20 protein-coding genes and 1 other RNA gene are annotated in these 23,727 nt (G+C 40.4%); 9 read left to right on the top strand and 12 right to left on the bottom strand.

Translation table 11 applies throughout. From position 1 onward, the window contains the following. From dnaE to AC27JR_RS12125, 4 genes are all read left to right on the top strand, one after another. On the top strand, positions 1–3,492 hold the full coding sequence (gene dnaE / locus AC27JR_RS12140; RefSeq protein WP_487173740.1) for a DNA polymerase III subunit alpha: 3,492 nt from the start codon (positions 1–3) through the stop codon (positions 3,490–3,492). A gap of 16 nt (positions 3,493–3,508) precedes the next feature. After that, positions 3,509–4,465 (top strand): acetyl-CoA carboxylase carboxyl transferase subunit alpha, encoded by a 957-nt coding sequence (accA, locus tag AC27JR_RS12135; RefSeq protein ID WP_487173739.1) that lies wholly within the window; start codon positions 3,509–3,511, stop codon positions 4,463–4,465. Between the two features lie 112 nt (positions 4,466–4,577). Further along, positions 4,578–5,888, top strand: a complete 1,311-nt coding sequence (tilS, locus tag AC27JR_RS12130) for a tRNA lysidine(34) synthetase TilS (protein ID WP_487173738.1) — start codon at positions 4,578–4,580, stop codon at positions 5,886–5,888. Next, entirely contained in the window at positions 5,885–6,226 is a 342-nt protein-coding gene (locus tag AC27JR_RS12125) for a hypothetical protein (protein WP_487173737.1), read from the top strand. Before tilS ends, AC27JR_RS12125 begins: the two co-directional genes overlap by 4 nt. 55 nt (positions 6,227–6,281) lie before the next feature. On the opposite strand, the gene AC27JR_RS12120 is transcribed toward AC27JR_RS12125, so the two are convergent. Then, complete coding sequence (locus tag AC27JR_RS12120) at positions 6,282–7,178, bottom strand: GGDEF domain-containing protein (RefSeq protein WP_487173735.1); 897 nt, start codon at positions 7,176–7,178, stop codon at positions 6,282–6,284. 125 nt (positions 7,179–7,303) lie between these two features. On the opposite strand from AC27JR_RS12120, the gene AC27JR_RS12115 reads away from it, so the two are divergent. After that, on the top strand, positions 7,304–9,277 hold the full coding sequence (locus tag AC27JR_RS12115) for a monovalent cation:proton antiporter family protein (protein ID WP_487173734.1): 1,974 nt from the start codon (positions 7,304–7,306) through the stop codon (positions 9,275–9,277). A 35-nt stretch (positions 9,278–9,312) separates the two neighbouring features. Here AC27JR_RS12115 and AC27JR_RS12110 read toward each other — a convergent pair whose 3' ends face one another. After that, on the bottom strand, positions 9,313–10,458 hold the full coding sequence (locus tag AC27JR_RS12110) for a patatin-like phospholipase family protein (protein ID WP_487173733.1): 1,146 nt from the start codon (positions 10,456–10,458) through the stop codon (positions 9,313–9,315). A gap of 173 nt (positions 10,459–10,631) precedes the next feature. Here AC27JR_RS12110 and AC27JR_RS12105 point away from each other — a divergent pair, with 173 nt between their 5' ends. Continuing rightward, the gene (locus tag AC27JR_RS12105; protein WP_487173732.1) at positions 10,632–11,510 is read left to right on the top strand and encodes a DUF3014 domain-containing protein; all 879 of its coding nucleotides are present in this window, start codon (positions 10,632–10,634) and stop codon (positions 11,508–11,510) included. Between the two features lie 139 nt (positions 11,511–11,649). Continuing rightward, positions 11,650–11,746: signal recognition particle sRNA small type (ffs, locus tag AC27JR_RS12100), an RNA gene on the top strand. 314 nt (positions 11,747–12,060) lie between these two features. Here the strand turns inward: ffs and AC27JR_RS12095 are convergent. The 4 genes from AC27JR_RS12095 to AC27JR_RS12080 all read right to left on the bottom strand — a co-directional run bounded on the left by AC27JR_RS12095 (position 12,061) and on the right by AC27JR_RS12080 (position 15,764). Continuing rightward, the gene (locus AC27JR_RS12095) at positions 12,061–12,462 is read right to left on the bottom strand and encodes a DUF6691 family protein (protein ID WP_487173731.1); all 402 of its coding nucleotides are present in this window, start codon (positions 12,460–12,462) and stop codon (positions 12,061–12,063) included. A gap of 3 nt (positions 12,463–12,465) precedes the next feature. Further along, on the bottom strand, positions 12,466–12,879 hold the full coding sequence (locus tag AC27JR_RS12090) for a YeeE/YedE family protein (protein WP_487173729.1): 414 nt from the start codon (positions 12,877–12,879) through the stop codon (positions 12,466–12,468). A gap of 3 nt (positions 12,880–12,882) precedes the next feature. Further along, positions 12,883–14,142 carry an OmpP1/FadL family transporter gene (locus AC27JR_RS12085; RefSeq protein WP_487173727.1) on the bottom strand — a complete coding sequence of 420 codons (1,260 nt, stop codon included), beginning with the start codon at positions 14,140–14,142 and terminating at the stop codon, positions 12,883–12,885. Positions 14,143–14,339: 197 nt separating this feature from the next. Then, positions 14,340–15,764 (bottom strand): sugar porter family MFS transporter, encoded by a 1,425-nt coding sequence (locus AC27JR_RS12080; protein WP_487173725.1) that lies wholly within the window; start codon positions 15,762–15,764, stop codon positions 14,340–14,342. A gap of 186 nt (positions 15,765–15,950) precedes the next feature. On the opposite strand from AC27JR_RS12080, the gene AC27JR_RS12075 reads away from it, so the two are divergent. Both AC27JR_RS12075 and AC27JR_RS12070 read left to right on the top strand, forming a co-directional pair. Then, a complete protein-coding gene (locus AC27JR_RS12075; protein WP_487173798.1) occupies positions 15,951–18,107 on the top strand; it encodes an exonuclease domain-containing protein in 2,157 nt (718 codons plus the stop codon). 239 nt (positions 18,108–18,346) lie between these two features. Further along, complete coding sequence (locus AC27JR_RS12070; protein ID WP_487173724.1) at positions 18,347–18,874, top strand: SEL1-like repeat protein; 528 nt, start codon at positions 18,347–18,349, stop codon at positions 18,872–18,874. Positions 18,875–18,876: 2 nt separating this feature from the next. On the opposite strand, the gene AC27JR_RS12065 is transcribed toward AC27JR_RS12070, so the two are convergent. Genes AC27JR_RS12065 through dinG form a run of 6 tightly spaced genes read right to left on the bottom strand, consistent with a single transcriptional unit; the run spans position 18,877 to position 23,693 of the window. Further along, positions 18,877–19,029 (bottom strand): DUF2496 domain-containing protein, encoded by a 153-nt coding sequence (locus AC27JR_RS12065; RefSeq protein WP_131691316.1) that lies wholly within the window; start codon positions 19,027–19,029, stop codon positions 18,877–18,879. Then, positions 19,022–19,294 carry a late competence development ComFB family protein gene (locus AC27JR_RS12060; RefSeq protein ID WP_008109379.1) on the bottom strand — a complete coding sequence of 91 codons (273 nt, stop codon included), beginning with the start codon at positions 19,292–19,294 and terminating at the stop codon, positions 19,022–19,024. Before AC27JR_RS12060 ends, AC27JR_RS12065 begins: the two co-directional genes overlap by 8 nt. A 50-nt stretch (positions 19,295–19,344) precedes the next feature. After that, positions 19,345–20,232 carry a histone deacetylase family protein gene (locus AC27JR_RS12055; RefSeq protein WP_487173722.1) on the bottom strand — a complete coding sequence of 296 codons (888 nt, stop codon included), beginning with the start codon at positions 20,230–20,232 and terminating at the stop codon, positions 19,345–19,347. After that, the gene (locus tag AC27JR_RS12050) at positions 20,232–20,840 is read right to left on the bottom strand and encodes a primosomal replication protein (protein WP_008109383.1); all 609 of its coding nucleotides are present in this window, start codon (positions 20,838–20,840) and stop codon (positions 20,232–20,234) included. Before AC27JR_RS12050 ends, AC27JR_RS12055 begins: the two co-directional genes overlap by 1 nt. Before the next feature lies 1 nt (position 20,841). Next, positions 20,842–21,618, bottom strand: coding sequence for a TSUP family transporter (locus AC27JR_RS12045; RefSeq protein WP_372859041.1), 777 nt, complete (start codon positions 21,616–21,618; stop codon positions 20,842–20,844). Beyond that, entirely contained in the window at positions 21,618–23,693 is a 2,076-nt protein-coding gene (gene dinG / locus AC27JR_RS12040; protein ID WP_487173721.1) for an ATP-dependent DNA helicase DinG, read from the bottom strand. Before dinG ends, AC27JR_RS12045 begins: the two co-directional genes overlap by 1 nt. Positions 23,694–23,727: the final 34 nt, after the last annotated feature.

Raw genomic sequence — 23,727 nt, 5'->3', positions numbered from 1 at the left:
ATGGCAGCTCCTGATTTTGTTCACTTACGAGTGCACTCAGACTTTTCGATGGTTGATGGTTTGGCAAAAACCAAACCAATTGTTGCTAAAGCACAAGAGCTTGAAATGCCAGCGCTGGCAATTACCGATCAAATGAACTTTTGTGGTTTAGTGCGTTTTTATGGCGCAGCGCATAACGCAGGTATCAAGCCACTTGTTGGCGCTGACTTTTGGGTACGTAGTCCTGAGTTTCCTGATGAGCCAAGCCGGATAACGTTATTAGCTAAAGATAACACTGGCTATAAAAATATTACTTTATTGATTTCTAAAGCTTACCAACGTGGTCATGTGTTTCATCGCCCAGTAATTGACCGTGAATGGTTAGTTGATTTAAAAGAGGGGCTCATCATACTCTCGGGTGCTAAGGATGGCGATTTAGGAAAAGCATTAATAAAAGGCAACCCCGCTATTGTTGAGTCGGTGGTAAGCTTTTATAAGCAGCACTTTAGCGATCATTATTATATTGAGCTTATTCGCACCAACCGTGCTCAAGAAGAAAATTATTTGCATATGGCAGTGGAGCTTGCAGCCACAGAGCAACTGCCAGTGGTGGCTACCAATGAAGTGGTATTTTTAAAGCCAGAAAACTTTGAAGCCCATGAAATTCGGGTGGCTATTTTTGATGGTTATACCCTAGATGATAAACGCCGACCAAAGCGTTTTTCACAAGAGCAATACCTAAAAACGCCAGAACAAATGGCAGAGCTATTTAGTGATATTCCAGAGGCGTTACAAAACACCGTAGAAATCGCAAAACGCTGTAATGTAACCGTTCAACTAGGTGAGTATTTCCTACCAGATTACCCCACAGGCTCACTAAAAATTGATGAGTTTTTGGTTAAAGTCTCACAAGATGGCCTTGAAGAACGACTACAGTTTTTATTCCCTGATGAACAAGAACGCCAAGAAAAACGCGGCGAATACGATGAGCGTTTAAAAATTGAGCTCGATGTAATTAACCAAATGGGATTCCCAGGCTACTTCTTGATCGTAATGGAATTTATTCAATGGAGTAAAGATAATAATATTCCTGTAGGTCCTGGGCGTGGTTCAGGTGCGGGCTCTTTAGTAGCTTATGCGCTTAAGATTACCGACCTTGATCCACTAGAGTTCGATTTACTATTCGAGCGTTTCTTGAATCCAGAACGTGTTTCTATGCCCGACTTTGACGTCGATTTTTGTATGGATAGACGTGATGAAGTAATTGATCATGTATCGGCTTTATATGGCCGTGATGCGGTATCGCAAATTATTACCTTTGGTACTATGGCGGCTAAAGCGGTTATACGCGATGTAGGCCGTGTACTTGGTCATCCGTATGGATTTGTTGATCGTATTTCTAAGCTTATTCCGGGCGATCCGGGAATGACCTTGGCTAAAGCGTTTGAAGTTGAACCCCGTTTGCAAGAAGCCTACGACGGCGATGAAGAAGTTAAAGACTTAATCGACATGTGTCGTATTCTTGAGGGTTGTACCCGTAATGCCGGTAAACACGCTGGGGGCGTTGTAATATCGCCGACCACGATTACCGACTTTGCTGCGCTTTATTGTGATGATGAAGGCAAGTTTCCGGTTACTCAGTTTGATAAAAACGATGTAGAAACCGCCGGTTTGGTTAAGTTTGACTTTTTAGGCTTACGTACGCTGACCATCTTGCAGTGGGCAGTGGATATGACCAATGAACGCTTAAAGCGTGAAGGCAAACAGCCGGTTGATATCAACACTATTCCACTGGATGATAAAAAAAGTATAGAACTACTGCTGCGCGCTGAAACCACCGCCGTATTCCAGCTAGAATCACGCGGCATGAAAGACCTAGTTCGCCGATTAAAGCCCGATTGCTTCGAAGATATGATAGCCCTTGTTGCCTTGTTCCGCCCGGGTCCGCTGCAATCAGGCATGGTAGATAACTTCATCGACCGAAAGCTCGGCAGAGAAGAAATCTCATATCCCGATGCGCAGTATCAACACGAAAGTTTAAAGCCTATTCTTGAGCCGACTTACGGCATTATTTTGTATCAAGAACAAGTTATGCAAATAGCGCAGGTGCTGGCCGGTTATACACTGGGCGGCGCCGATATGTTACGTCGTGCCATGGGTAAGAAAAAGCCCGAAGAAATGGCAAAACAGCGCTCAACCTTTGAAGAGGGTGCGCGTAATAATGGCATTGATGGCGAGCTGGCGATAAAAATATTCGACTTGGTTGAAAAGTTTGCGGGTTATGGTTTTAACAAATCTCACTCAGCAGCTTATGCATTGGTATCGTATCAAACGCTGTGGATGAAAACCCATTATCCGGCCGAGTTTATGGCGGCGGTAATGTCGGCCGATATGGATAACACCGACAAAATAGTAACGCTGGTGGATGAGTGTGAAAACATGAAACTCACTTTGTTACCGCCCGATGTAAACGCTGGTGAATACAAGTTTACTGTTAATCTTCAAGGTGAAGTTGTTTACGGTATAGGAGCAATTAAAGGCGTGGGTGAAGCGCCGGTTGATGCCATATTAGAGGCGCGAGCGAAAGGCGGCCCATTTAAGGATTTATTTGATTTTTGTGCGCGTGTTGATTTAAAACGCTTAAATAAACGCGTTACCGAAAAATTAATTTATGCAGGTGCATTAGATCAGCTAGGGCCTGAAAAAACTCAACCTGGGCGAGCAACACTACTAGCTAGCTTAAAAGATGCAATGCGCGCAGCCGATCAGCACAATAAAGCTGAGCTATTAGGACAAAGTGACTTGTTTGGTTTACTGGCCACAGAGCCTGATGAAGTAGAGCAAGCGTTTATTAAAGCCACACCGCTCACAGATAACCAGTGGCTTGACGGTGAAAAAGACACCTTAGGCCTTTATTTAACAGGCCACCCTATAAACCAGTATCGACGAGAGCTTGGGCATTATACCAGTGGTCGACTCATTGATTTGCAACCTACTAACCGTGATGTAGTCTCAACTGGGGCAGGTTTGGTGATTGCCGCGAGAACCTTAATTAATAAAAAAGGAAATCGCTGGGGCTTGATAACTTTAGATGACAAAAGCGCCCGAATTGATGTACGCTTGTTTCCAGAACAGTTTGAAATGTACCAAGATATGTTGCAAATCAATAATATTTTGGTGATATCCGGACAGGTCAGCTTTGATAACTTCTCTGGTGGTATTACAATGACCGCCAGAGAAATAAACACCATTGCTCAGGCGCGTGAAAAGCGTATAAAAGCGATTAAGATGACGCTGAATATGGTGCAGATCGAGGCTGGTTTCTTCGATAAATTACAAAAAGTACTCGAACCATACAAAATGGGAACGTGTCCGATCAAGGTATATTATCAACGCCCCGATGCGTTGGTGCAATTAACCCTAGGGATCGAATGGTGTGTTACGCCGAGTGACGACTTAATTCATAAGTTATCGCTGATGGCAGCGCAAAATGTAGAACTAGAATTTAACTAATTAGGTAGTTTAGAGCATGAGCCTCAATTATCTTGATTTTGAGCTTCCAATTGCAGAATTAGAAGCAAAAATTGAAGAATTACAAAATGTAAGCCGCGCTGGCGAATTAGACCTTGGATTAGAAGAGGAAGTCAGCAAACTTAAAGAAAAGAGCGCACAAATGAAGGAGAAAATTTTCTCTGAACTTGGCGCTTGGCAAGTATCACAGCTAGCACGTCATCCGCTGCGTCCTTATACTCGAGATTACATCGAGCGTATTTTTACAGAATTTGACGAGTTTGCGGGTGATCGTACGTTTGCTAACGACCCTGCAATTTTAGGCGGCGTGGCCCGTTTAGATGGTGAACCAGTTATGGTGATCGGTCAGCAAAAAGGCCGTGGTACTGCTGAAAAAATTAAACGTAATTTTGGCATGCCAAAACCAGAGGGTTACCGTAAAGCATTGCGCTTAATGGAAATGGCTGAGCGTTTTAAAATGCCAATCATGACCTTTATCGACACCCCGGGTGCATACCCGGGTGTTGGCGCTGAAGAGCGTGGTCAGTCTGAAGCAATTGCACGTAACCTAAAAGTAATGGCCGGACTTAAAGTACCAACAATTTGTACTGTTATTGGTGAAGGTGGTTCAGGTGGTGCGTTAGCGATAGGTGTCGGCGACAGAGTAAACATGCTGCAATACAGCACTTACTCAGTTATTTCACCAGAAGGCTGTGCTTCTATTTTATGGAAAAGTGCTGATAAAGCGCCACTTGCAGCAGAAGCAATGGGTGTAACAGCCGAGCGTGTTAAAGAGCTAGATTTAATCAACAATCTAGTTGATGAGCCATTAGGCGGTGCACACCGTAATTATGATGCCATGGCACGTAATTTAAAAGTTCGCCTTAAGCGCGATTTAGCAGACTTACAAGCGTTATCGCTTGAAGAGATGCTGGACCAACGTTACAAGCGTTTAATGTCGTTTGGTTATTGCTAAAAATAGCTAAATAGAGAAAAAAGCCGCCTATGCGGCTTTTTTTGTTTTAAAATGCCTTAACGTAGAGCCTTTATTATCAGGGCTATTAGTAATTTACTCATTGGTTATATTAATGCACACATCACAAATTTATTTGCAGGTACAACAAGCCCTTAATCAGTATATAGAAAACGGGCAATTCACATTTACTGTGGCCTTATCTGGTGGCGTAGATTCGGTGGTGTTGTTACACATAATGCATGGGTTAAAACAGCAGTACCCGCAATTAAATTTAAGCGCAATTTATGTAAATCATGGTTTAAGTGAAAACGCATTTCATTGGCAGCAATTTTGTTATGCACGTTGTCAGCAGCTAGCAATTAACTTTAAAGCGGCGCAAGTCACGGTAAAGCAACAATCGCGAACCAGTATTGAAGCACAAGCCCGCAAAGTGCGTTATCAAGCGCTTGATGAATACAGCCCCAGTGGTAGTGTCATTTTGCTAGGTCAGCATCTAAACGATCAAATAGAGACTTTTTTACTGCGATTAAAACGTGGTTCAGGCTTAAAAGGGCTGGGTGCTATGCAGCCAATCAGAGTGCTTGAGAGTGGTCGTGAGTGTTTTAGGCCATTACTGGCAATAAAGCGCAGTGAAATAGAAGCATTTGCCCAACAATTTAATATTAGTCATATTACCGATGAATCAAACTCGGATGAACGCTTTGAGCGTAATTTTTTGCGTCAACAGATAGTGCCAAAGTTGGCAGAACGTTTTACTGGGTTTGAGCAGTGTACAGCACGAAGTATTGAGCTTTTACAGCAGCAGCAAGCACTACTGGATGAGTATACCCAGCAAGATCTCGCTCAGTGCATTAATCAACATCAAGCACTTGAATTACATAAGCTGTCTGATTACAGCGCTGGCCGCACTGCTAATGTATTACGCGCGTGGCTGGCATTATTTAGCCACACTATGCCCTCACAAAAGCAATTAACACAAATAATGAGCCAAGCCATTCATGCACAAGCTGATGCACAAATAAAAATTGAGCTAAGCGATGGGCAAATACGTCGCCATCAAGGTTTACTTTATTTTGTGCAGCCGACGCCTTTAGCCGTAAATATTGAACGCGTAACAAGTCGCGAACTAGTGCTGAATGACGGACAAATACTACAATGCCTGCAGGGAATAGGTATACGCGCCCCTAAACCTGATGAACAAGTCAGTGTTCGTTTTAACTGTAATAGTGAGCGTATTAAACCACTCAAAAAACCAGGCAGTAATAGCCTTAAACATTGGTTTAAAGATGCAAAAGTAGCTCCTTGGCTGCGTGCTCATATTCCATTAATTTTTTACAATGATGAGCTAGTTCAAGTGGTTGGTTATTTTGTTAGTGATAACCATAAAGATGAGAATGGAGTTATTTGGGAGTATAAATCATGAGTCAACAACCTCATGTTGGGCTGTCACTTGTTAATAAAGCGCCTATTGGCATGCTAATTACCTTTTTAATTGCAGCATTAGCAAATGTATTTTTAACCCTTAATATAATTACATTAGGCTACGCTGTGTTGGGCGGGATGGTATGTGCCGCCATTTTACTTGCTTATTGGTTAGGTAAGGGGGGCGTATTTTTCATTCTAGGGGTGAGTATGCCCTTACTGTTAGTGCTTTTTACACCGCTTGCGACAATTGCCGCATTACTTAATTTACTCAGTGGCTTCTTTTTTGGTTTTTGTGCCATGCTGCTAATTTATAAGTACTTTATATTAAAAAAGTAGCGTAAAAAAGCCCAGCGGGGGAGGCTAGGCTTTTGAAGCGTTATGTTTTTATTGCTTAATAAGCTTTTGCGCAATTTCGCCCAGAAGCTTTTGCTTTATATAAGCCCTTATCCGCACGAGAAAATATCTCGTTATGGCAGTCGCCGTTGTTAGTCAGTGTAAAGCCAATACTGGCAGTGACATCGTATTTAGACATAATCGGAGAGTTTCTTACCAAACGCATAATACGCTCAGACACCACTTTATTGGTAGTAAAAGCAGGGTCTTCAATTAGTATTGAAAACTCATCGCCACCAAAACGAAACACAGAATCAGTGCCTCTTATACTGCTAGATAGTACAGCTGCAAATTCTTTTAAAACGTCATCGCCAATTTTATGACCATAGTTGTCATTAACTTGTTTGAAGTTGTCTAAATCAAGTAGCATTAAACTAAATTGATGGCCGTTACGTCTATGATTTTCAAGCTTTTGTAGCAACATGTCATTAAATTGACTACGGTTGTTTAACCCTGTTAATGAGTCTTTAGTTGCCAGCTTTAATACACGGTTGTACATTATTGCATTACGCAGTGGATAAATTAATACACTGTGAAACTGTTGTAGTTTTTTTTCAATAGCCGCACTAAGCGGGTATTTGGTGTAATAAGTGAGAGTGCCTAAATGTTCATTTTCTACCTTTAGATCAAATGAGTAGGCTGGGTTTTCAACATTACTATTGGGTGTTTTCACATCAATATGCGCAGTTTGAAAGTGTACTCCAGAAAAATTAAGCAGTTGTTTTGCAAAGTTTGCAAATGTGCCTAAAATATCTTCCAGTACTAAGCTAGTTTGTAGTTTAGCTGACAGCTCATGCAGAGCTGTTGGTGTATTGCTATTGTATTGCTCTGCTGAGAACGGCAAAAATTCACCGCGGCCAGAGATACGTTGTGTCAAAATATGCACGTTTTCCACTATTTTTCCCCCTATAGTATTACTTTTATAAATTAAGCAGATCGCGTGCCACATTTTAATTCTGGCTGAAACTTATGTGGTTGCTATAGTTAAGTCACACTCCATAGATTGTTAAAAGGTTTGCTTTGCAAAGCATTAATGCTCAGGTTTTTGGACTTTTAGTCGCTGCGGTTTTATTTGTATGGCTATTTAAGCGCATAGGGCTTCCCCCTGTGTTGGCTTACTTGGCTGTGGGTTTATTCGCGGGTAGTCATGGTGTTGGATGGATGACACAAAGCCATGAAATGGACTTTATTGCAGAGCTAGGTATTGTATTTTTGCTATTTAGTTTAGGTTTGGAGTTTTCTGTATCGCGCTTAATGGCTATGCGTAACATTGTATTTGGTTTAGGGTCGTTGCAAGTATTTGTCAGTAGTGTTTTGCTGATAGTGATCCTGTATTTATTAAATTTTAATTTATTAACCAGTTTTACTATTGGCATTATTATTATGCTCTCTTCTACCGCCGTAGTTGCTAAATTATTAAAAGAGAGCGGTGATTTAAATAAACGCAGAGGGCAATTGGCAATCGGCGTTTTATTATTTCAAGATATTGCCGTTGTGCCATTACTGATTATTTTGCCTTTGTTTGCCAGCAATGACTCAAATGGTATTGGTTGGGCTTTGTTATTCGCACTCACTAAAGGTGCGTTTGTATGTGTGTTGTTATGGGCTATCGGTAAATGGGTTTTACCTAACGTCTTTAATGAAGTGGCATTAGCAAAAAGCGATGAACTGTTTGTATTAACCACTTTATTAGTTGCTTTATTTGCGGGTTTACTGACTTATTCATTTGGCTTATCAATGGCATTAGGGGCTTTTTTAGCGGGTATGATGCTTGGGGAGAGCCATTATCGCCATCAGTTAGAAGCGGATATTCGCCCGTTTCGTGATATTTTAATGGGGCTATTTTTTGTCACCGTAGGTATGCAGCTAGATATAAGCTTTGTATTTGATAATACAGGAATCATTATTGCAGCCTTAGTCGGTATTTTAATTTTAAAAATTGCCATAGTCACCGTCTCGTCTTTGTTTATGGGTGAGCGAAAACAAGACGCGTTAGCGTGCGCTATTATGTTGTGGCAAATGGGTGAGTTTGGTTTTGTGTTAATAGCACTCGCAGCACAGCATGACTTACTAAATGTGGAGCAAGTCTCATTTTTAATTGCCATGGGCGTAATTTCTATGGCACTCACCCCGTATTTAATCGATAAGACTCCCTTTATTTTAAAGCGACTGGGAATGTTAGAGCGCGCTAAGTTTACCTATGAAGACGAGCCGCAAAGCAGTCCGCTTTATCATAACCATGTAGTTATATGTGGGTTTTCTCGGGTAGGGCAAACCATTGCTCGCTTTTTATCGCCAGAGGCTATTGATTATGTGGCCATTGAAAGCGATCCCATTTTAGTACAGGAAGGAAAAGCGGCGGGTGAGCCTTTATTGTTTGGTCACGTCGAACAAAAAGATATTTTAAAGTGTGCTGGGGTGGAGCGGGCACGCTTAGTGATTATTACCTTTACGGAATTTCAACAAACTCAAATAGTAATTGATGCTATTAAGCAGGTTGCTCCTAAGGTAAAAATACTTATAAGAACCCGCGACGACAGCCAGTTAGAGCGCTTAAAAGATTTAGGCGTCACTGAGGTTGTGCCTGAAGCGCTCGAAGCAAGTTTAATGCTGGTCTCACATGTATTATCTATGTCAGGTGTGCCAATGAGTCGAATAATTCGCCGAGTAAGTAGCGAGAGGCGCAACCGCTATAAGTTATTGCAAAGCTTTTTTGCAGGCGAAAATATCGAAAGCGATACCAACTTGCCCGAACGCTTAGAGTATTTACATGTTATTGCTTTGCCGGATAAAGCATTTGCGGTAAATAAGGCTATTAGCGAGCTTAATTTAGGTAAAAGAAAAGTGCTAATTAAGGCATTGCGTCGTGAGGGGGAGGAAATGGATATGCCACAAGATCATACCATATTATACGCAAACGATATTTTAGTGCTACAAGGCAAACCTAGGCGAGTAGAGCATGTTGAACACTACTTACTCGATGGCATTGAGTGAGTTAGAGCCTGTTAACCTTTAAAGATTAACAGCCCCTAGTCTAGCTCTAAAAACTTTCTTATCTCAGGCAGTTGAGCCATTGCGTCGTCATAACCAATCTGAATTAAGTGTTGGGTGTAGCGTTTTTCAAACAATAAGTAACTGGTTAAACTCGACTGAGAACGTTTTTTCACCCCTATCATACGCAGTAACACTTTAATTGCCCAAGGCATATCATCATAGTACTGCGCTGCAATAGCATTAAAGTTTTGCGAAGGATTAATAATAAAGCTATCTATTTGTTTTAGTTCTTGATGCTTTTGCTTATCGGGTAATAGCCCTAGCGTACGATTTATTCTGTCTAAGCGTTCTAAATCAGACTGCATGGTATCGGTAAATACACTGTCGAGTAAGTGACCTGCTACTGCTGAAAGACCTGGGAAATGCGCAGAGTAACCCGGAGGATGAGGTTCTTTAGGTTGTTCAACACCAATAATAAATATTTTATTGGCCCCTAAGTGAATAGAAGGGCTTAAAGGTGAAAGCTGATGTATTGAACCATCGCCAAAGTAATGGTTATAAATATTTACACTAGGAAACACCATAGGAATAGCACTTGAGGCCATTAAATGCTCAACATTGATACGCGTAGCGCGACCTTCGCGTTTGGCTCGTTGCCAAGAATGCTGCGTATTTGACTGAAAAAAAGCAACAGAATCGCCTGTTGTATAGCTGGATGCCGTAATCGACAGCGCCTCTAAGTAATCACGATGTAAGTTACGTTCAATTCGATGTAAATCAAGAATATCGTTTAACAGTTTTCTAAGTGGTCGATTATTCAGCAAGCTCGCCGGAGGATGGTTTATATGCTCAGACTGAAAACTGGTTAAAATATTACGCGTAATATGACCAAACACACTAAAGAAGTCACTTTTGTATACCATTGAGGTGGAAAAGTTTTTCCAAACTGTTTCTAGTTTTCTAACTGCTAAATGCATACATGAAGCGTAACACGCTAACGCCGTAGAATTAATTGCGCCGGCAGAGGTTCCATTTATCACTCTAAATGGCAGCGGAGCGGTTCTTGGCATACTTTGCGCTAATGCTTTTAATACGCCGACTTGATAAGCCGCTCGGGCACCACCACCTGTAAGTAATAAGGCAATTTTAGGTTTACTAGGATCGACTTGCTTAATTTTCATGTTACGTATTTAAACTGTTCACTGTCTTTACTTTATTTATGCACTGTAAGTCTTTAAGCTAGAAGAATCAAAGGATACATTAGCTACATTAATAAATAATTAGTGGAGTTAATGAATTTAATCTGTTTAGAGTACTCTAAACAGCATCGCATTTTTATATTTATGGAGTTCGTATGTCAGATAAACCATCAGAATCAGATGTTCAAAAACGTCCGCCGAATAACAACCTTATCTTTGCAGGGGTTATTTTACTAGTCATCATTATTGCCGCTGCGTTTGTTTTATTAAAACCAAGTGAATCTCCAAAAACAGTAATGCAGGTTGAAGAACCGGTAAAAGAGCAACCTATTATGGAGCTAAAGCCTGAAAACGACCCTGTGGTAGGTGCGCCTTCTGTTAAACCTGAAAAACCTGCCGAATTAGCCGTTCCAGCTCAGCGTCCAGAGGTTGAGCCCGAAGCCGAGATTGTGCCTTTACCAACGTTAAACGACAGCGACCCTGTAGTCATTGCAAAATTAGATGAATACTTGGGTGATGTAGCGATGAGCTTAGTGTTAAATGATGATGTTATTCGTCGTGGTGTGGTGTTTATCGATAATTTAGCAAAAGGCAAAGTGGCTACCAAGCACACCCCAGTTGCAAAATTAGAAGAGGGTTTTCGTGTAATCGAAGGCGATATTTTAATAATTGACCCTAATAGTTATGAACGCTATACCCCGTATGTAAAAATATTAACAAGTATGAGTGCAGCACAAACCGTGCGCTTATATGAAGAATATAAACCGCTAATCAATAGCGCATACACTGAAATTGGCTATGGTGATGATGAGTTTACTCAAACACTTGAAGATGCCATTGACCTGTTACTTGATACTCCTGAGCCAAAAGGCAGCTTACCTCTATTACGTGACTCAGTGACTTATCAGTATGCATTTTCTGAATGGGAACAATTACCCGCGGCGCAAAAGCAACTTTTACGCATGGGCCCAGAGAACATGAAAAAAGTAAAAGCGGCACTACGTAATATTAAAGCTGAGTTAGAGAGCAATTAATAATCGCTTTAACACCTAAATAGACTGCGATTGTATATGAAGTATGCAATCGCACTTTCTTTTTTGATTATCCCTTGAATAACAGAGCAAAAGTAGAGATAATCTCAATCGCGCCAACCAAGGCCCTCAATGGTAGTCTTATTGGTCCTCTCGCAACACTAGCAGGCGAACCTGGTCAGGCCCGGAAGGGAGCAGCCACAGTTTGTGACGTGTGTGCCGAGATGTGGCTGGTAAGACTGCCACCCAAATTCCTCATTTGGGTGTATAAAAATTCCATTTATTCATTTTGCAATATTTCTTATTTATATTATTCGTACACTAATTCTAGATCATACCCACTTAGCTAAACTTTTACCTTTATAGTCAATAGCTAATACGTGAGCAATAATTAAAGTTGATGATTATATTGCGCTAAAAGTATTAAATAAGGGTCAACATGACGTCTCAGCGGAATAAGTGGGCGCTTGCTATTTTATTGGGGATTATTGGCAGGGAAGCTAACAAATTACCGTCGTTTTTAAAGCTGCCGAGCTAAGCTCGGCAGTCCACATCATACTTTTTTGGTCAGCCACATACCGCCTAGTACGGCTGCAAAGAATAACCAAAACTCTGTTTTAAGTGACACAAGCTGCACCAGCCCTGGACCTGGGCATATACCACTTAAACCCCAACCTAAACCAAATAAAACCGAGCCAGTAATTAAGCGCATATCAACCTGTTTAAAGTCGCTCAAGCTGAGCTTTTCACTAAATAAAGGAGTGTCTTTTTTAGTGAGCCAAAACCAAGCCCCCATCATAATAGTCATCGCCACGGCCATGACAATAATTAAGCTTCCATCCCAGTGTTTATTAAAGGTAAGAAAGTTAAGTACTTTGTCTGGGTTAGTCATGCCACTAATAATAAGCCCTAAACCAAATATAAATCCCAGAATAAGCGTAATAATTAACTGCATGGTTTATCCTACTAAATTAGCGGTGATAATGGCGATTGCCATAAATGTACAGGTTGATACCCATGAACGAGCAGAAAAACGCGACATACCACAGACACCGTGACCACTGGTGCAGCCATTCGCTAATGAGGTGCCAATACCCACTAAAAGCCCTGCAATTATAATCATCGAGGGGGATAAGTTTAATTCGCCCACTAATAACTCAGGCTTAAATATTTGCACACACACACCCGCTAATACCAATCCCGCTATAAAACATAACTTCCAACGAGATGATTTAGTAAAAGGGTTGAATAGCGACTTGATCAAGCCTGAAATACCCGCAATTTTACCAAAAAATATTAGCAATAGGGCGCAGGCTAAGCCAATTAGGCCACCGCCAATGGCGGCGGATAGCGGCGTGAATTCGGTTGTCATAGTTTAAATTCTCCAAGCAAGGGATATACCTAAACCCGATTGCTCCATTGAAATTGATAACAGTTGATTAGGCGCTAAATAGTTTGCACCAGTTACATTTTTAGAGGGTGAATAAAATGCCATCGCATTAAATTGCATGGTGTCACTAATTGCGTGACTGATCCCTGCCGTGAAGTGCCATTCTTGCACACCCGGGGCTAAAATATTAAATAAAATTTCAGACGATGGAATGGGTTGCTCGGTATAAGAGACTCCAAATCGAATCTTTTGTTCCAATGTGCGTTGCCATTGATAGCCAAGCTTATAAATACTCATATCATGCCAGCCAAAACCTGCACCGGCTTTAGAGCCTAGAGGTGCTGACATTAAATTAGTGATTGGATTAGCGATACTTTCAACTTCACTGTAATTTATTTTTTGCCAATCAAATACGACTTGGTGAGATGGTAAAAACTGCCACGCTGTACCAAGTTGAATAGAGCTGGGTAAATCAAAGCCACCTTGCTCTGCAAATAAACCACTGTAACGATCAAACTCACTCATAGAAACAGCAAAGCGGTAACTTGCGCCCCAGCTAAATGTTGTATTAACAATTTGGTTTATGCCTAGCTGCAAACCAAAACCGGTGCTGGTGTCAGTACCATTATTTGATAATGCACTTGGTGCTTGCGAAAATGGAGCAAAATTTGCCAACCCTTGTGCTTCAAACTGTTGAACAACATAGATAGGTGATACGCCTACACGCGTTTGCTCATTTAATTTATAGCTTATGGTTGGGCTAATAAATAATTGTTTTAAATCAACACCCGTGGTGCCGCCATAAAACGTACCTTGAGGAGCTGATTCGGCGGTGTACTCTGTGTTCATTCCACCGTTAGCGTAAACCAGTAACCCTAGATTAATATCCTGATTAAGTTGATGACCAATAGCAAACTCTGGGATTGCAAATAAACTGTTATCACTTTTTTTCGTGTCCGCATCAAGATAAAAGGCGTTAGGATAAAATGTATCAACGGATGAAGCGGTGTACTTTCTCTTCGGAGAAAATAGTTCAACCCCGAAAGACATTTCAGTGCCATTTACTAAAAGGGTGGCAGGGTTATTTGCACCGGACATTAGCTCTTCTGATAGGGCTATACCGGCACCCGCCATACCTTTGTGAGTCATCCCATAGCCATGAGTAAAATAGCCATTGGTAGCAAATACATTAAAAGAGCTTAAAGCACAGGCAACAGTAAGGCTTGATAATAACAGTTGTTTCATTTTGATCAGCATTGTGTAGAAATAATTGGCGGACAATAGCTAATTTTCTTTATTCCAAAAAGGAATTTTAAAGGATTATATATAGCAAAAAAGAATATTGTTGATATTTACGGGATAGTTAAATGAAAGGGCTTTCATTGAGGTTTATTAAAAAAGCAGCAAAGTAGCGATTAGCTCGTTACTTTGCTGCTATATAACTACATAGATTCTAATTTCATGCCACGTGTTTCTTTTATGTATTTGACCACAAAAAACACACTAATAAATGCCGAAAGGGTGTAAAAGCCATAAGCACCTGCTAAACCAATACTGCCGAGCATAATCGGGAAGGTCATAGTAATAGCAAAGTTAGCTATCCACTGTGCACTAGCAGCAACCGCAAGGGCTGCTCCGCGAATACGGTTATTAAACATTTCACCAAGTAGTACCCAGACAATAGGGCCCCAGCTTAAGCCAAAAAATACCACAAACAAATTAGCCATTATTAATGCAAAGGTACCCATGTTTTCGCTAAGTGCTAACTTGCCTGCTTCATCAAGGCCTGCACTTCCAAAGGTATAGGTAAGTGCACTTAAACTAATAAACATACCTATGCTACCTACCAATAATAGTGGCTTACGGCCTACTTTATCGACTAAAGCAATAGCTATAAAGGTAGATAAAATATTAGTAGTACCGGCAAGTACATTAATAAACAGTGATTGTGATTCATCAAAACCAGCGGCTTGCCAAAGCTCTGAGCCGTAATAAAATACCACGTTAATACCAACAAATTGTTGGAAAACCGATAAAGCCACACCCACCCAAACAATAGGGTGTACTTTTTTACTGCCATCAATAAATAAGTCGCGAATACTTGGTTTTTTATCACTTTGCAGAGACTGCTTCACGTCACTGATTTGTGTATCAGCATCGTCATTTGAGATTTTGTTAAATACAGTTTTAGCGTGTTTAAGTTTACCTTGTGCGACTAGGTAACGCGGTGACTCAGGAATAAACAGTACACCAATTAAAAATAAGCCTGCAGGAACAAGTTCAGCCCAAAACATCCAGCGCCATGCGGCTAAATCGAACATTAAAATACCTTCGGCACCGCCAGCGGCGTTAGCAATTAGGTAATTACTTAAAAAGGCTGCAAATAAGCCCAGAACAATAGCGAGTTGTTGCAATGTCGCTAAACGACCACGTAAACTTGCTGGTGCTACTTCTGCAATATAAGCAGGCGCTAAAACAGAGGCTGCACCTATGCCTAATCCGCCAAATAAGCGGTAAAAAATAAACTCAGCGGAACTGTCGGCAATCCCAGAGCCAAAAGCGCTGACTGCAAATATAATGGCAGTAACAATCATAATAACGCGACGACCAAACTTATCAGCTAATGGGCCAGCCGCTAATGCCCCTAATGCACAGCCTAATAATACAGATGCAACATTAAAACCAGTTGCAACACTGCTTGAATTAAATGTCTTACCTAATGCCGATACAGTGCCGTTTATAACGCCCGAATCAAAACCAAATAAAAAGCCACCAATAGCGGCAACGGCCGATATAAAAATAACATATAAAAGTGAGCACTTAGTCTGTGCGCTATGCTCACCTTTAGTTGCATGCTGTGTTGTCATGTTGTTCAATCCTAATTTTTATTATGTGTAATTAAAGTAGCACTAAATTTGCTGGCAACCTTAGCACAGAGTGATCACGCTAAAAAAGATATTTCAATAGTAATACGTATGCATAAAAAATTTTATTGGGTTGATAAAAATAACGAGATGCTAGATACTGTTTTTATATACAGTATGGGCGGTTTTATGAGAAAAAAGTTACCAGCGAAATATTATTTGGCACATTTTAGAGAGCTATTAACGTTTGTGAGCGAGAAATGCATGCATTTACTCGAGCAAAGGCATATTACATTTATTAATAAAATAAATACGCTCGACGAGCAAAGCCAGTGTATGTTGGCGCGTATTTATTCTCGTAAACCTTACTTAGTACAAACCCAATCATTAAACTACGAAGAAATTAGCTCGCCATACCAAGCACTTTTTAACTTAAAAGCGGCAAAGTTAATTGTAGAACCCTCTGATAAAGATCATAGGCAACTACTAAGTCACCTAACAAAACCGGCCTTAATAGAGATGTTAGAAAAGCAAGAACAAACGCTATTATTAAAAAAAAGCGCTGCTAAAAGTAACTTAGTTGAAATAGCTATTTCATTCTTTGAATCTAAGCCAGAGTGTCTTGCACACTTATATAATCAGTACGTGATAAATAATAGAGAAGAGTATTACGAGTATTTTGAATTTTTATATATTGGCAGGCTCAGTGCAGGTGATATTAATCATCAAAATCGATTTGTATTGCGAGATTTAGGCGTAACACCTGTTAGGCAAGAGCATAATGAAAGCTTATCGCGCTTTGATTCAATAAAGGAAGCGCAGTCTAACTATGCATTAAACCGTTTGCGACTAACGCTTAAAAATACAAAAGATGACAATGAAAGAGAGGAACTAGCAAAGCAGTTAATAAATGAAGTAGCAGTAGGGGTTATTGCACAAGAGTTAAAAAACAAGTTACTGGTTATACTTTATAAGCAACTAAAAACAACTAACCCAACACTTGCGTTTGATGTACTTAATGCCTGCGAAGACGATGCACAAGCCTTAGAAATTCAAATAAGAGAGCAATACCGTTTAGGCAATAAAGAATGGGTAAAAGCGCAGCTTGAGAAGATTATAGAAAACCCGCTTAGTGATGAGCTACTGTATTTCGCAGATGACTTTTTAATGCGTAAATTTAACAAGCAAACCCGTTCGCGACTCAGTGAAATGTTAGCCAGTACACGCTGCATTATAGACGTTGATGAACTTTACCGTGGCGATGTTGAGTTAGGTGTAAGCGATCACTACACTCGTCAAGGAAAACAGGTTTTTTATACTGAAAATACTTTGTGGCAAAGCTTATTTGCGCTGGTTTTTTGGCAAGAACTCTTTATTGAAACCCCGACACCGCCTTGTAATGAATTTGATATTTTCCCTCAAGCGTTAAAAACAGACACCTTTTATTTAAATCAATCCTCACAAATAGAAGCGCGGCTGGTTGCGTGTAATAGTGCCCAGAAATTGCTGCGTTTAGTGTGTGACCATGCCGCAAAGTATTATGAGCAACCAAATGGCTTATTTAGGTGGCATCCAGATGTGTTAAAGCCAGTAGAGATGCTTATATTAAATAGCCCAATAACGGCTTTACTTCAGCATTTAAAAAATATGGCAAAGAACTACCGACAGCTAAAAGATGGTTATCCCGATTTAATGATTGTTGATAACAATAGCGTTCATTTTGAAGAGGTTAAAGCACCTGGCGATAAGCTCAAAAGAAACCAGCTAGTGAGTATCGATAATTTAAAAAGCTGTGGCTTTATCGTAAATATTGCAGCGGTAAACTGGTATGTAGATCCTAAACGTATTTATAGTGTGGTAGATATTGAAACGACGGGGGGACTAAAAGGGGGGAACCGAATTACCGAAATTGGTATTGTTAAAATACAGCAAGGCAACATCATTGATACATGGACTACGCTGATAAATCCAGAGCGGCCCATCCCTCGTTTTATTACCAAACTAACCGGTATTAACGATGCCATGGTAAGTGATGCGCCTATATTTAGCGACATTGCTTCGACTTTATTAGATAAGCTTTCGGGTAGTATTTTTGTCGCTCACAATGTTAATTTTGATTATGGCTTTATTAAAAAAGAGCTTGAGGGCCTGGGTATTAACTTAAAAATGCCAAAATTATGTACCGTTGTTGAATCACGTAAAGCATTTAAGGGATTAAAGTCGTACTCACTGGGGAATTTATCGGCGCACTTTAATTTAGATTTAACTAATCATCACCGTGCATTAGACGATGCTAAAGCGGCCGCGCAGTTATTGTTACTGGTTCAACAAACAGACAGCCAGTGATAAATTTGAGCCAGTTAAATGCAGTAAGGTACCTTGCGTATAAACACAGGGTATTAAAAAAATAGGTTTAATAGGTTTATCTATTTTTAAATGGGCGGTTAAAACTGCGCTTATAAAAATAATCGCTGTAAGCTTTGCAATCCCATGATAATATTAAATTTAGGTTAACAGATTTTAGGGTAGATGCTTTAAAAGTGGTGTATGTTTCTGAGCAAAAAAATAATAAATTAAGGATAATAATGAATCATCAACAATTGAGTGCCACTTTGCTGGTATTGGTGGCTTTAATAACTGGCTGCAATTCGTCACCAGTCAGTCTTTACAGCGATAATACCATGAAGAAAAAAGAATATAATGGTGTTAAGGCATACAAAAAAGGGGAGTTTGAAGAAGCTTTTAACTATTTAGAAGAGCCTGCTGCATTGGGTTATAAAAGTGCACAATACACCCTAGCGTTTATGTTTTTAAAAGGACAATATCTAGAGCAATCAACTAAGCTTGGTATGGGGTGGTTGGGGGTTGCTGCAGAAGCTGGTGTTGAAAATTGGTCACAACAATATGATACTTTTTATGCCGCAGCGACAACAGAAGACAAACAACAAATAGATGCAATTGTTGCAGTTTATATTGAACAATTTGGTGTTAAAGCTCAAAACATGACATGCCGTAGGTCAACATCACCTAGGCGCACATTCGGCGAAATTAAAATTGATTGTAGTAAACATGACGGTGCTGTCACTGTGTATGAAGTAGACACAATTGAATGAAGCTAGTTGTTAACTAGCTTCTTTTCAAAGTCACTTTTTACGATATCGAGCGCTTTTAATACTTCTTCGGGCTCTACATCGTGTTGCTCTAATATCATAATTAAATCAACAGCGAGTTTTACGTGTGTAGGAGCTTGTTCTAGCGGGTTACTCATGGAGCTCTTTCTTTTTAGCTATTTGATCAATCGCAAAATTAATGGCAACTTCTACACGTTGCTGCATATCTAAACGATCTGTTTGAGTTAAATAAAACGCCATATCTACATCATAACGAATATAGCGGGGGGGTAATTGATTGAGTACGGTACAGCAAAAGTCAGCCATTACATCGTCGTTGTAACGCTCATTAAGTTTACGTTTTTCTATTTCTTCTAAAACGAGTTTTTCGTAAAAATTGTGTATGTCGTCATCTAATCGCATATTCCTGTCACTCTTTTTTATTGTCTGTAATGAGTCTATACCAAGGATTGTTATAAATCGAGAGCCGCTTTAAATAGTTGCTTATGGACACTAACTAAATTGTTGATGTTACGTTGATAACCGCCACCTAAAGCGCACGTCAGTGGTATGTTTCGCTGCTTACAAAAGTTAAGAACAGCAAAGTCGCGTTTATACACACCAGCTAGAGAAACATCAAATAAGCCGAGTTCGTCTTTGGTATAAATATCGGCGCCCGCATTATATAAAATAATATCGGGCTGGTGGAGACGAACACATAACTCAAGAGCTTGCTCTAGTGTTGTTAAATACTCTGCATCTGTGGTGTTTGCAGGTAAGCCAAAGTCATAGTTTGAGAGCTGTTTTTGCCGAGGAAAGTTTTGTTCACAGTGAATTGAACAAGTAATTATCTGCTCGTGCTGTTGGGTTATTTGCGCGGTACCGTCACCTTGGTGTACGTCACAATCAAATATTAATACGGTGTCGGCTTGCTCCGTTGCAATAAGATGCGCTGCCGCAATGGCTAAATCATTAAAAATACAAAAGCCACTGCCGTAATTGCTATAAGCATGGTGGTAGCCGCCACTTAAATTAGCCGCTAAACCACTTTTAAGTGCACTTTCAGCGGCTTGAATACTGGCACCAACAGAGCAAAGTGTTCGCTCAACAAGTTCAGGAGAGTGAGGGAATCCCATTTTCTTAACCGCTTTGTCAGTTAACGACCCGTTTAAAAAGTTAGCAATATAATCTGAGTTATGGCACAAGTTTAATTGCGCTATTGTTGCAGGAGAAGGCGATATAAACTGGGTATAGCCTAAACATTCAACTTCATGTTTAAGCTGCTGATACTTTTTAATTGGAAAGCGATGGCGTTCAGGTAACTCTAATTGCGAGTACAGATCGTGATAAAAAAGCTGCATTAGCGTAGCTGTTGTTTTTCTACTTGTTGAATTTTGTCTTCGGTGGCAGAAATTGCTTTTCTACAACGCCCGAGTCGCGCATGAGTGGTTAAAATTTCCTGGTTAAGCTTTTGTGCCTGCGCTGGTGATGCTTTTTCCATTTGTAATTTACGCTCTTCAATCATTAGTACTAGGCGGCGCTCAAATTCATGGTTTTGTTTAAGTTCATCATATAATTCGTGGGATGATTGCATGATTTTTTGCACCGCTTGTTTATAAACAGGCTGTTTAGCACGAGGCTTATAATGACTTTTATTTTCTTTCACCCAAATAGGGGTCGATTTAATAACATTAAATACCGCTTGTACCTGACTGGCAATACGCTCAAGTGCATAGGTGTAAGCATGACGGTGTTCGCTCGGTGGTAGGCTGGCTATTTCATCTTCTATTTCTACTACATAGTCGGCTAAGTTCATGCTTTTGGTACTAAATACGGCTCTGTCAAATAAGCTCGGCTGTGCCTGCATATACCGATTTTTAGAAAAGAGCTTTGCTTTGTCAAATTGCTCTGCCTGTTGCTTAAGCGTGGCAACTTGTTGGCGTAGTTTATCTAAAGCGGCAGGTTGCATGTTAAAAGTATGCCTCGTAAATTAGTTTTAATGCTAAAAGTATAACCATCGTATTAAATACTGGGCGAATAAATTTACTGCCAAAACGAATCGCTGAATGTGCGCCAAACCATGCACCAAGCATGATAAAGAAGCCCATTGTAATTCCCAGTAAAAAGTTAACATGGCCAAGTGCAACAAAGGTGATCAGCGAGATAAAGTTAGAAACAAAGTTCATTGAACGCGCCAAACCACAATTGAGTAACAAACTCATTTTATAAAGCATACCGTTTGAGGCAGTCCAAAAGGTACCCGCACCAGGGCCGGCTAAACCATCAAAAAAACCTAAACTGAGTCCCTGTAACCATTGTTTTACTTTTAAAGCGGGAGTGAGCTTAGGGAGCGCATCACTTTGTGTGGTGCTTAAGTTACCAAACAAACTGTAACAAGCCACTAGGATAATGATTACAGGCAGCAACTTGTTTAAAAAGTCGATGCTTAAATGATCAACAAGCAGAGTGCCCAGTAAAGCGCCTATAGCGGTGGCCAAAATAGAGGCGAGCCAGAACTTCGGGTTAAATAATTGTTTTTTATAATAGGTAATACTGGCGGTTAACGAGCCAAAACTGGCGGCCAATTTATTAGTGCCAAGCGTTAAATGAGGAGGTAATCCCGCCGTTAACAGTGCCGGTACAGTGAGTAAACCACCACCGCCAGCAATAGCATCAATAAAGCCAGCTAAAAGTGCAACGCCACATAAAATAGCCCAAGTCGTTGGGTCGAGTGCAAGTTCAAACATCAGTAATCTATTTGTCTTTTAAAAGGTGGTAAGGTGTCGAGCATGGCTTTGCCATATCGTTTGGTGATTAAGCGTCTATCTAAAATAGTTATTGTGCCAATATCACTTTCTTTGCGCAGCAGTCTACCACAGCTTTGTACCAATTTCTTTGCTGCGTCTGGCACGGTTATAGATAAAAATGGATTACCGCCTTTACTTTGCACAAACTCCGCTTGTGCTTCTTCGATAGGCGAGGTGGGCACCGCAAATGGAATTTTTGTAATAATTAGATTTTCTAAATATTTACCAGGTAAATCAAGGCCTTCAGAAAGGCTTTGGGTGCCAAATAAAATACTGCCTTTGCCTTCATCAATATTTTTAGTGTGTAATTTGAGTAAAGCTTCCCGTGACATTTCACCTTGTACTAATAAGTTAAATCCTTTTGTTCTAAGAAACTTACTTACATGATCCATTTGCCAGTACGAGGCAAATAACACTAAGTTGGCCTTTTTAGTTTTTAGATACTCGGGTAACGTTTTAGCAATATGATCGCTAAATTCTTTATCTGTTGGCTCTATGCTCGATGCAGGAATTCGCAGAGTGGCCTGTTTTGGGTAGTCAAACGGAGAGGGGACTTTAATGAACTTTACCCCTTCTTCTTTAGCAAGACCGCTTTCATAGGCAAAGTGATCAAATGAACCTAGTGCGCTCAAGGTAGCTGAGCATAACACGGCTCCAGCACATTCGCTCCACAGCTTATCTTTTAAATAGTAACCGACCTCAATAGGGCAGTCGCTAAGCAAGTGATCATGATGGCTTTTATATTCAAGTCGCTTTATCCAACGCGCATGCGGTGTGCCTTCGCCTTTAGTGGCGTAACTAAACCATAATTTATTAAGTTGTTCTAATCGGTTTATGTATTGCCCACTTTCAGCCAGAATGGGGTCGGCGACATAAGGTTTAATATCACCGTCGCTTACATCTTGGGTGAGGGTATCGTGCATTTTATTCAAACACCGTAAAGCATCAAGCGTAGCCTCACTAATGTCTTTTGCCTTAGCGTGTAACGATTTAGGTATTTCACCATGTTCAAAGCGATAGGTATCGTCTTTTGAATATTCAAAATCGGCGTTGTCTAGAATATCGCGCACCACTTTTAAATCTTTGTTAGCATCGTTAACGCTATCGCATAACTTAAAGTTTTGCCCAATACCTTTTTGACCCACTAACACTTTGGCCATTTTGCCACTAAATTTAGTGAGTTTGTCGAGCCAATCTATCGTGCCTTTTATCGTAGCTGCAGCAGATGAAAAATCGCGGGTAATATGCGCAAGGTGATGCGCTTCATCGATTACATAAATGGTGTTGTCGGGCTCGGGTAAAATTTTTCCGCCCCCTAAATCTAAATCAGCTAACAGTAACGAATGGTTTATAACCAATACATCCATTTGCATTAATTGCTGGCGGGCGAGTTGAAAAGGACATGTTTGGTGTGCTTTCATCTGGCGTTGGCAGGCATGTTTATCGCAGGCGATTAGTCCCCATACTCTATCAGGGATGGTATCGGCCCAGCTGTCTCTATCACCTTGCCATTTTTTATTGATATAGGCATCGTAAAGTTGCTTTAAGCACTTAGTTTCCATATCACTTAATGGCGATGTAAGGGTAGGCATAAACTCCATTTGAGTTTGGCTATCGCTGTTTAGCGCATTATGAAGTTTGTGTGCACAAATATAACGTTGGCGGCCTTTTACTAAATCAAATTTAAAATCGAGCCCTGAGTGCTTTTTAAAAAATGGTAGCTCTTTAGCGATTAATTGCTCTTGCAAAGCCACAGTAGCTGTGGAAATAACCAATTTCTTTTTTTGTGCTAATGCCAGTGGCAGAGCGCCTAGACAGTAAGCTAATGACTTGCCGGTGCCAGTACCTGCTTCAATAACACAAATACGTTGTTTTTTATGGTATTCACCGGCTAATGTTTTTGCTATTTCAGCAACTAGGTAGTTTTGACTACTACGAGGGCGGTAATCGGTTAGGTTATTTGCAACATGCTGGTGTACTTGTCTAATTGTTTTTTTAAGTGAGCTCGATAGCATGTGATGATTAACCTAAAATATGTATATAATTACA

It is taken from the genome of Pseudoalteromonas sp. NH0006-26 (assembly GCF_057552415.1).
The sequence above is the reverse complement of the archived record's forward strand: the minus strand, read 5'-3'. Positions and strand labels throughout refer to the sequence as shown.

Excerpts from the sequence above, each read along its gene's own strand:
- dinG (WP_487173721.1), bottom strand. The coding sequence starts at position 23,693 with ATGCTATCGAGCTCACTTAAAAAAACAATTAGACAAGTACACCAGCAT.
- AC27JR_RS12075 (WP_487173798.1), top strand. The coding sequence starts at position 15,951 with ATGAGAAAAAAGTTACCAGCGAAATATTATTTGGCACATTTTAGAGAG.
- AC27JR_RS12090 (WP_487173729.1), bottom strand. The coding sequence starts at position 12,879 with ATGACAACCGAATTCACGCCGCTATCCGCCGCCATTGGCGGTGGCCTA.
- AC27JR_RS12080 (WP_487173725.1), bottom strand. The coding sequence starts at position 15,764 with ATGACAACACAGCATGCAACTAAAGGTGAGCATAGCGCACAGACTAAG.
- accA (WP_487173739.1), top strand. The coding sequence starts at position 3,509 with ATGAGCCTCAATTATCTTGATTTTGAGCTTCCAATTGCAGAATTAGAA.
- tilS (WP_487173738.1), top strand. The coding sequence starts at position 4,578 with ATGCACACATCACAAATTTATTTGCAGGTACAACAAGCCCTTAATCAG.
- AC27JR_RS12125 (WP_487173737.1), top strand. The coding sequence starts at position 5,885 with ATGAGTCAACAACCTCATGTTGGGCTGTCACTTGTTAATAAAGCGCCT.
- AC27JR_RS12085 (WP_487173727.1), bottom strand. The coding sequence starts at position 14,142 with ATGAAACAACTGTTATTATCAAGCCTTACTGTTGCCTGTGCTTTAAGC.
- AC27JR_RS12110 (WP_487173733.1), bottom strand. The coding sequence starts at position 10,458 with ATGAAAATTAAGCAAGTCGATCCTAGTAAACCTAAAATTGCCTTATTA.
- AC27JR_RS12095 (WP_487173731.1), bottom strand. The coding sequence starts at position 12,462 with ATGCAGTTAATTATTACGCTTATTCTGGGATTTATATTTGGTTTAGGG.
- AC27JR_RS12055 (WP_487173722.1), bottom strand. The coding sequence starts at position 20,232 with ATGCAGCTTTTTTATCACGATCTGTACTCGCAATTAGAGTTACCTGAA.
- dnaE (WP_487173740.1), top strand. The coding sequence starts at position 1 with ATGGCAGCTCCTGATTTTGTTCACTTACGAGTGCACTCAGACTTTTCG.
- AC27JR_RS12105 (WP_487173732.1), top strand. The coding sequence starts at position 10,632 with ATGTCAGATAAACCATCAGAATCAGATGTTCAAAAACGTCCGCCGAAT.
- AC27JR_RS12070 (WP_487173724.1), top strand. The coding sequence starts at position 18,347 with ATGAATCATCAACAATTGAGTGCCACTTTGCTGGTATTGGTGGCTTTA.
- AC27JR_RS12050 (WP_008109383.1), bottom strand. The coding sequence starts at position 20,840 with ATGCAACCTGCCGCTTTAGATAAACTACGCCAACAAGTTGCCACGCTT.
- AC27JR_RS12060 (WP_008109379.1), bottom strand. The coding sequence starts at position 19,294 with ATGCGATTAGATGACGACATACACAATTTTTACGAAAAACTCGTTTTA.
- AC27JR_RS12045 (WP_372859041.1), bottom strand. The coding sequence starts at position 21,618 with ATGTTTGAACTTGCACTCGACCCAACGACTTGGGCTATTTTATGTGGC.
- AC27JR_RS12065 (WP_131691316.1), bottom strand. The coding sequence starts at position 19,029 with ATGAGTAACCCGCTAGAACAAGCTCCTACACACGTAAAACTCGCTGTT.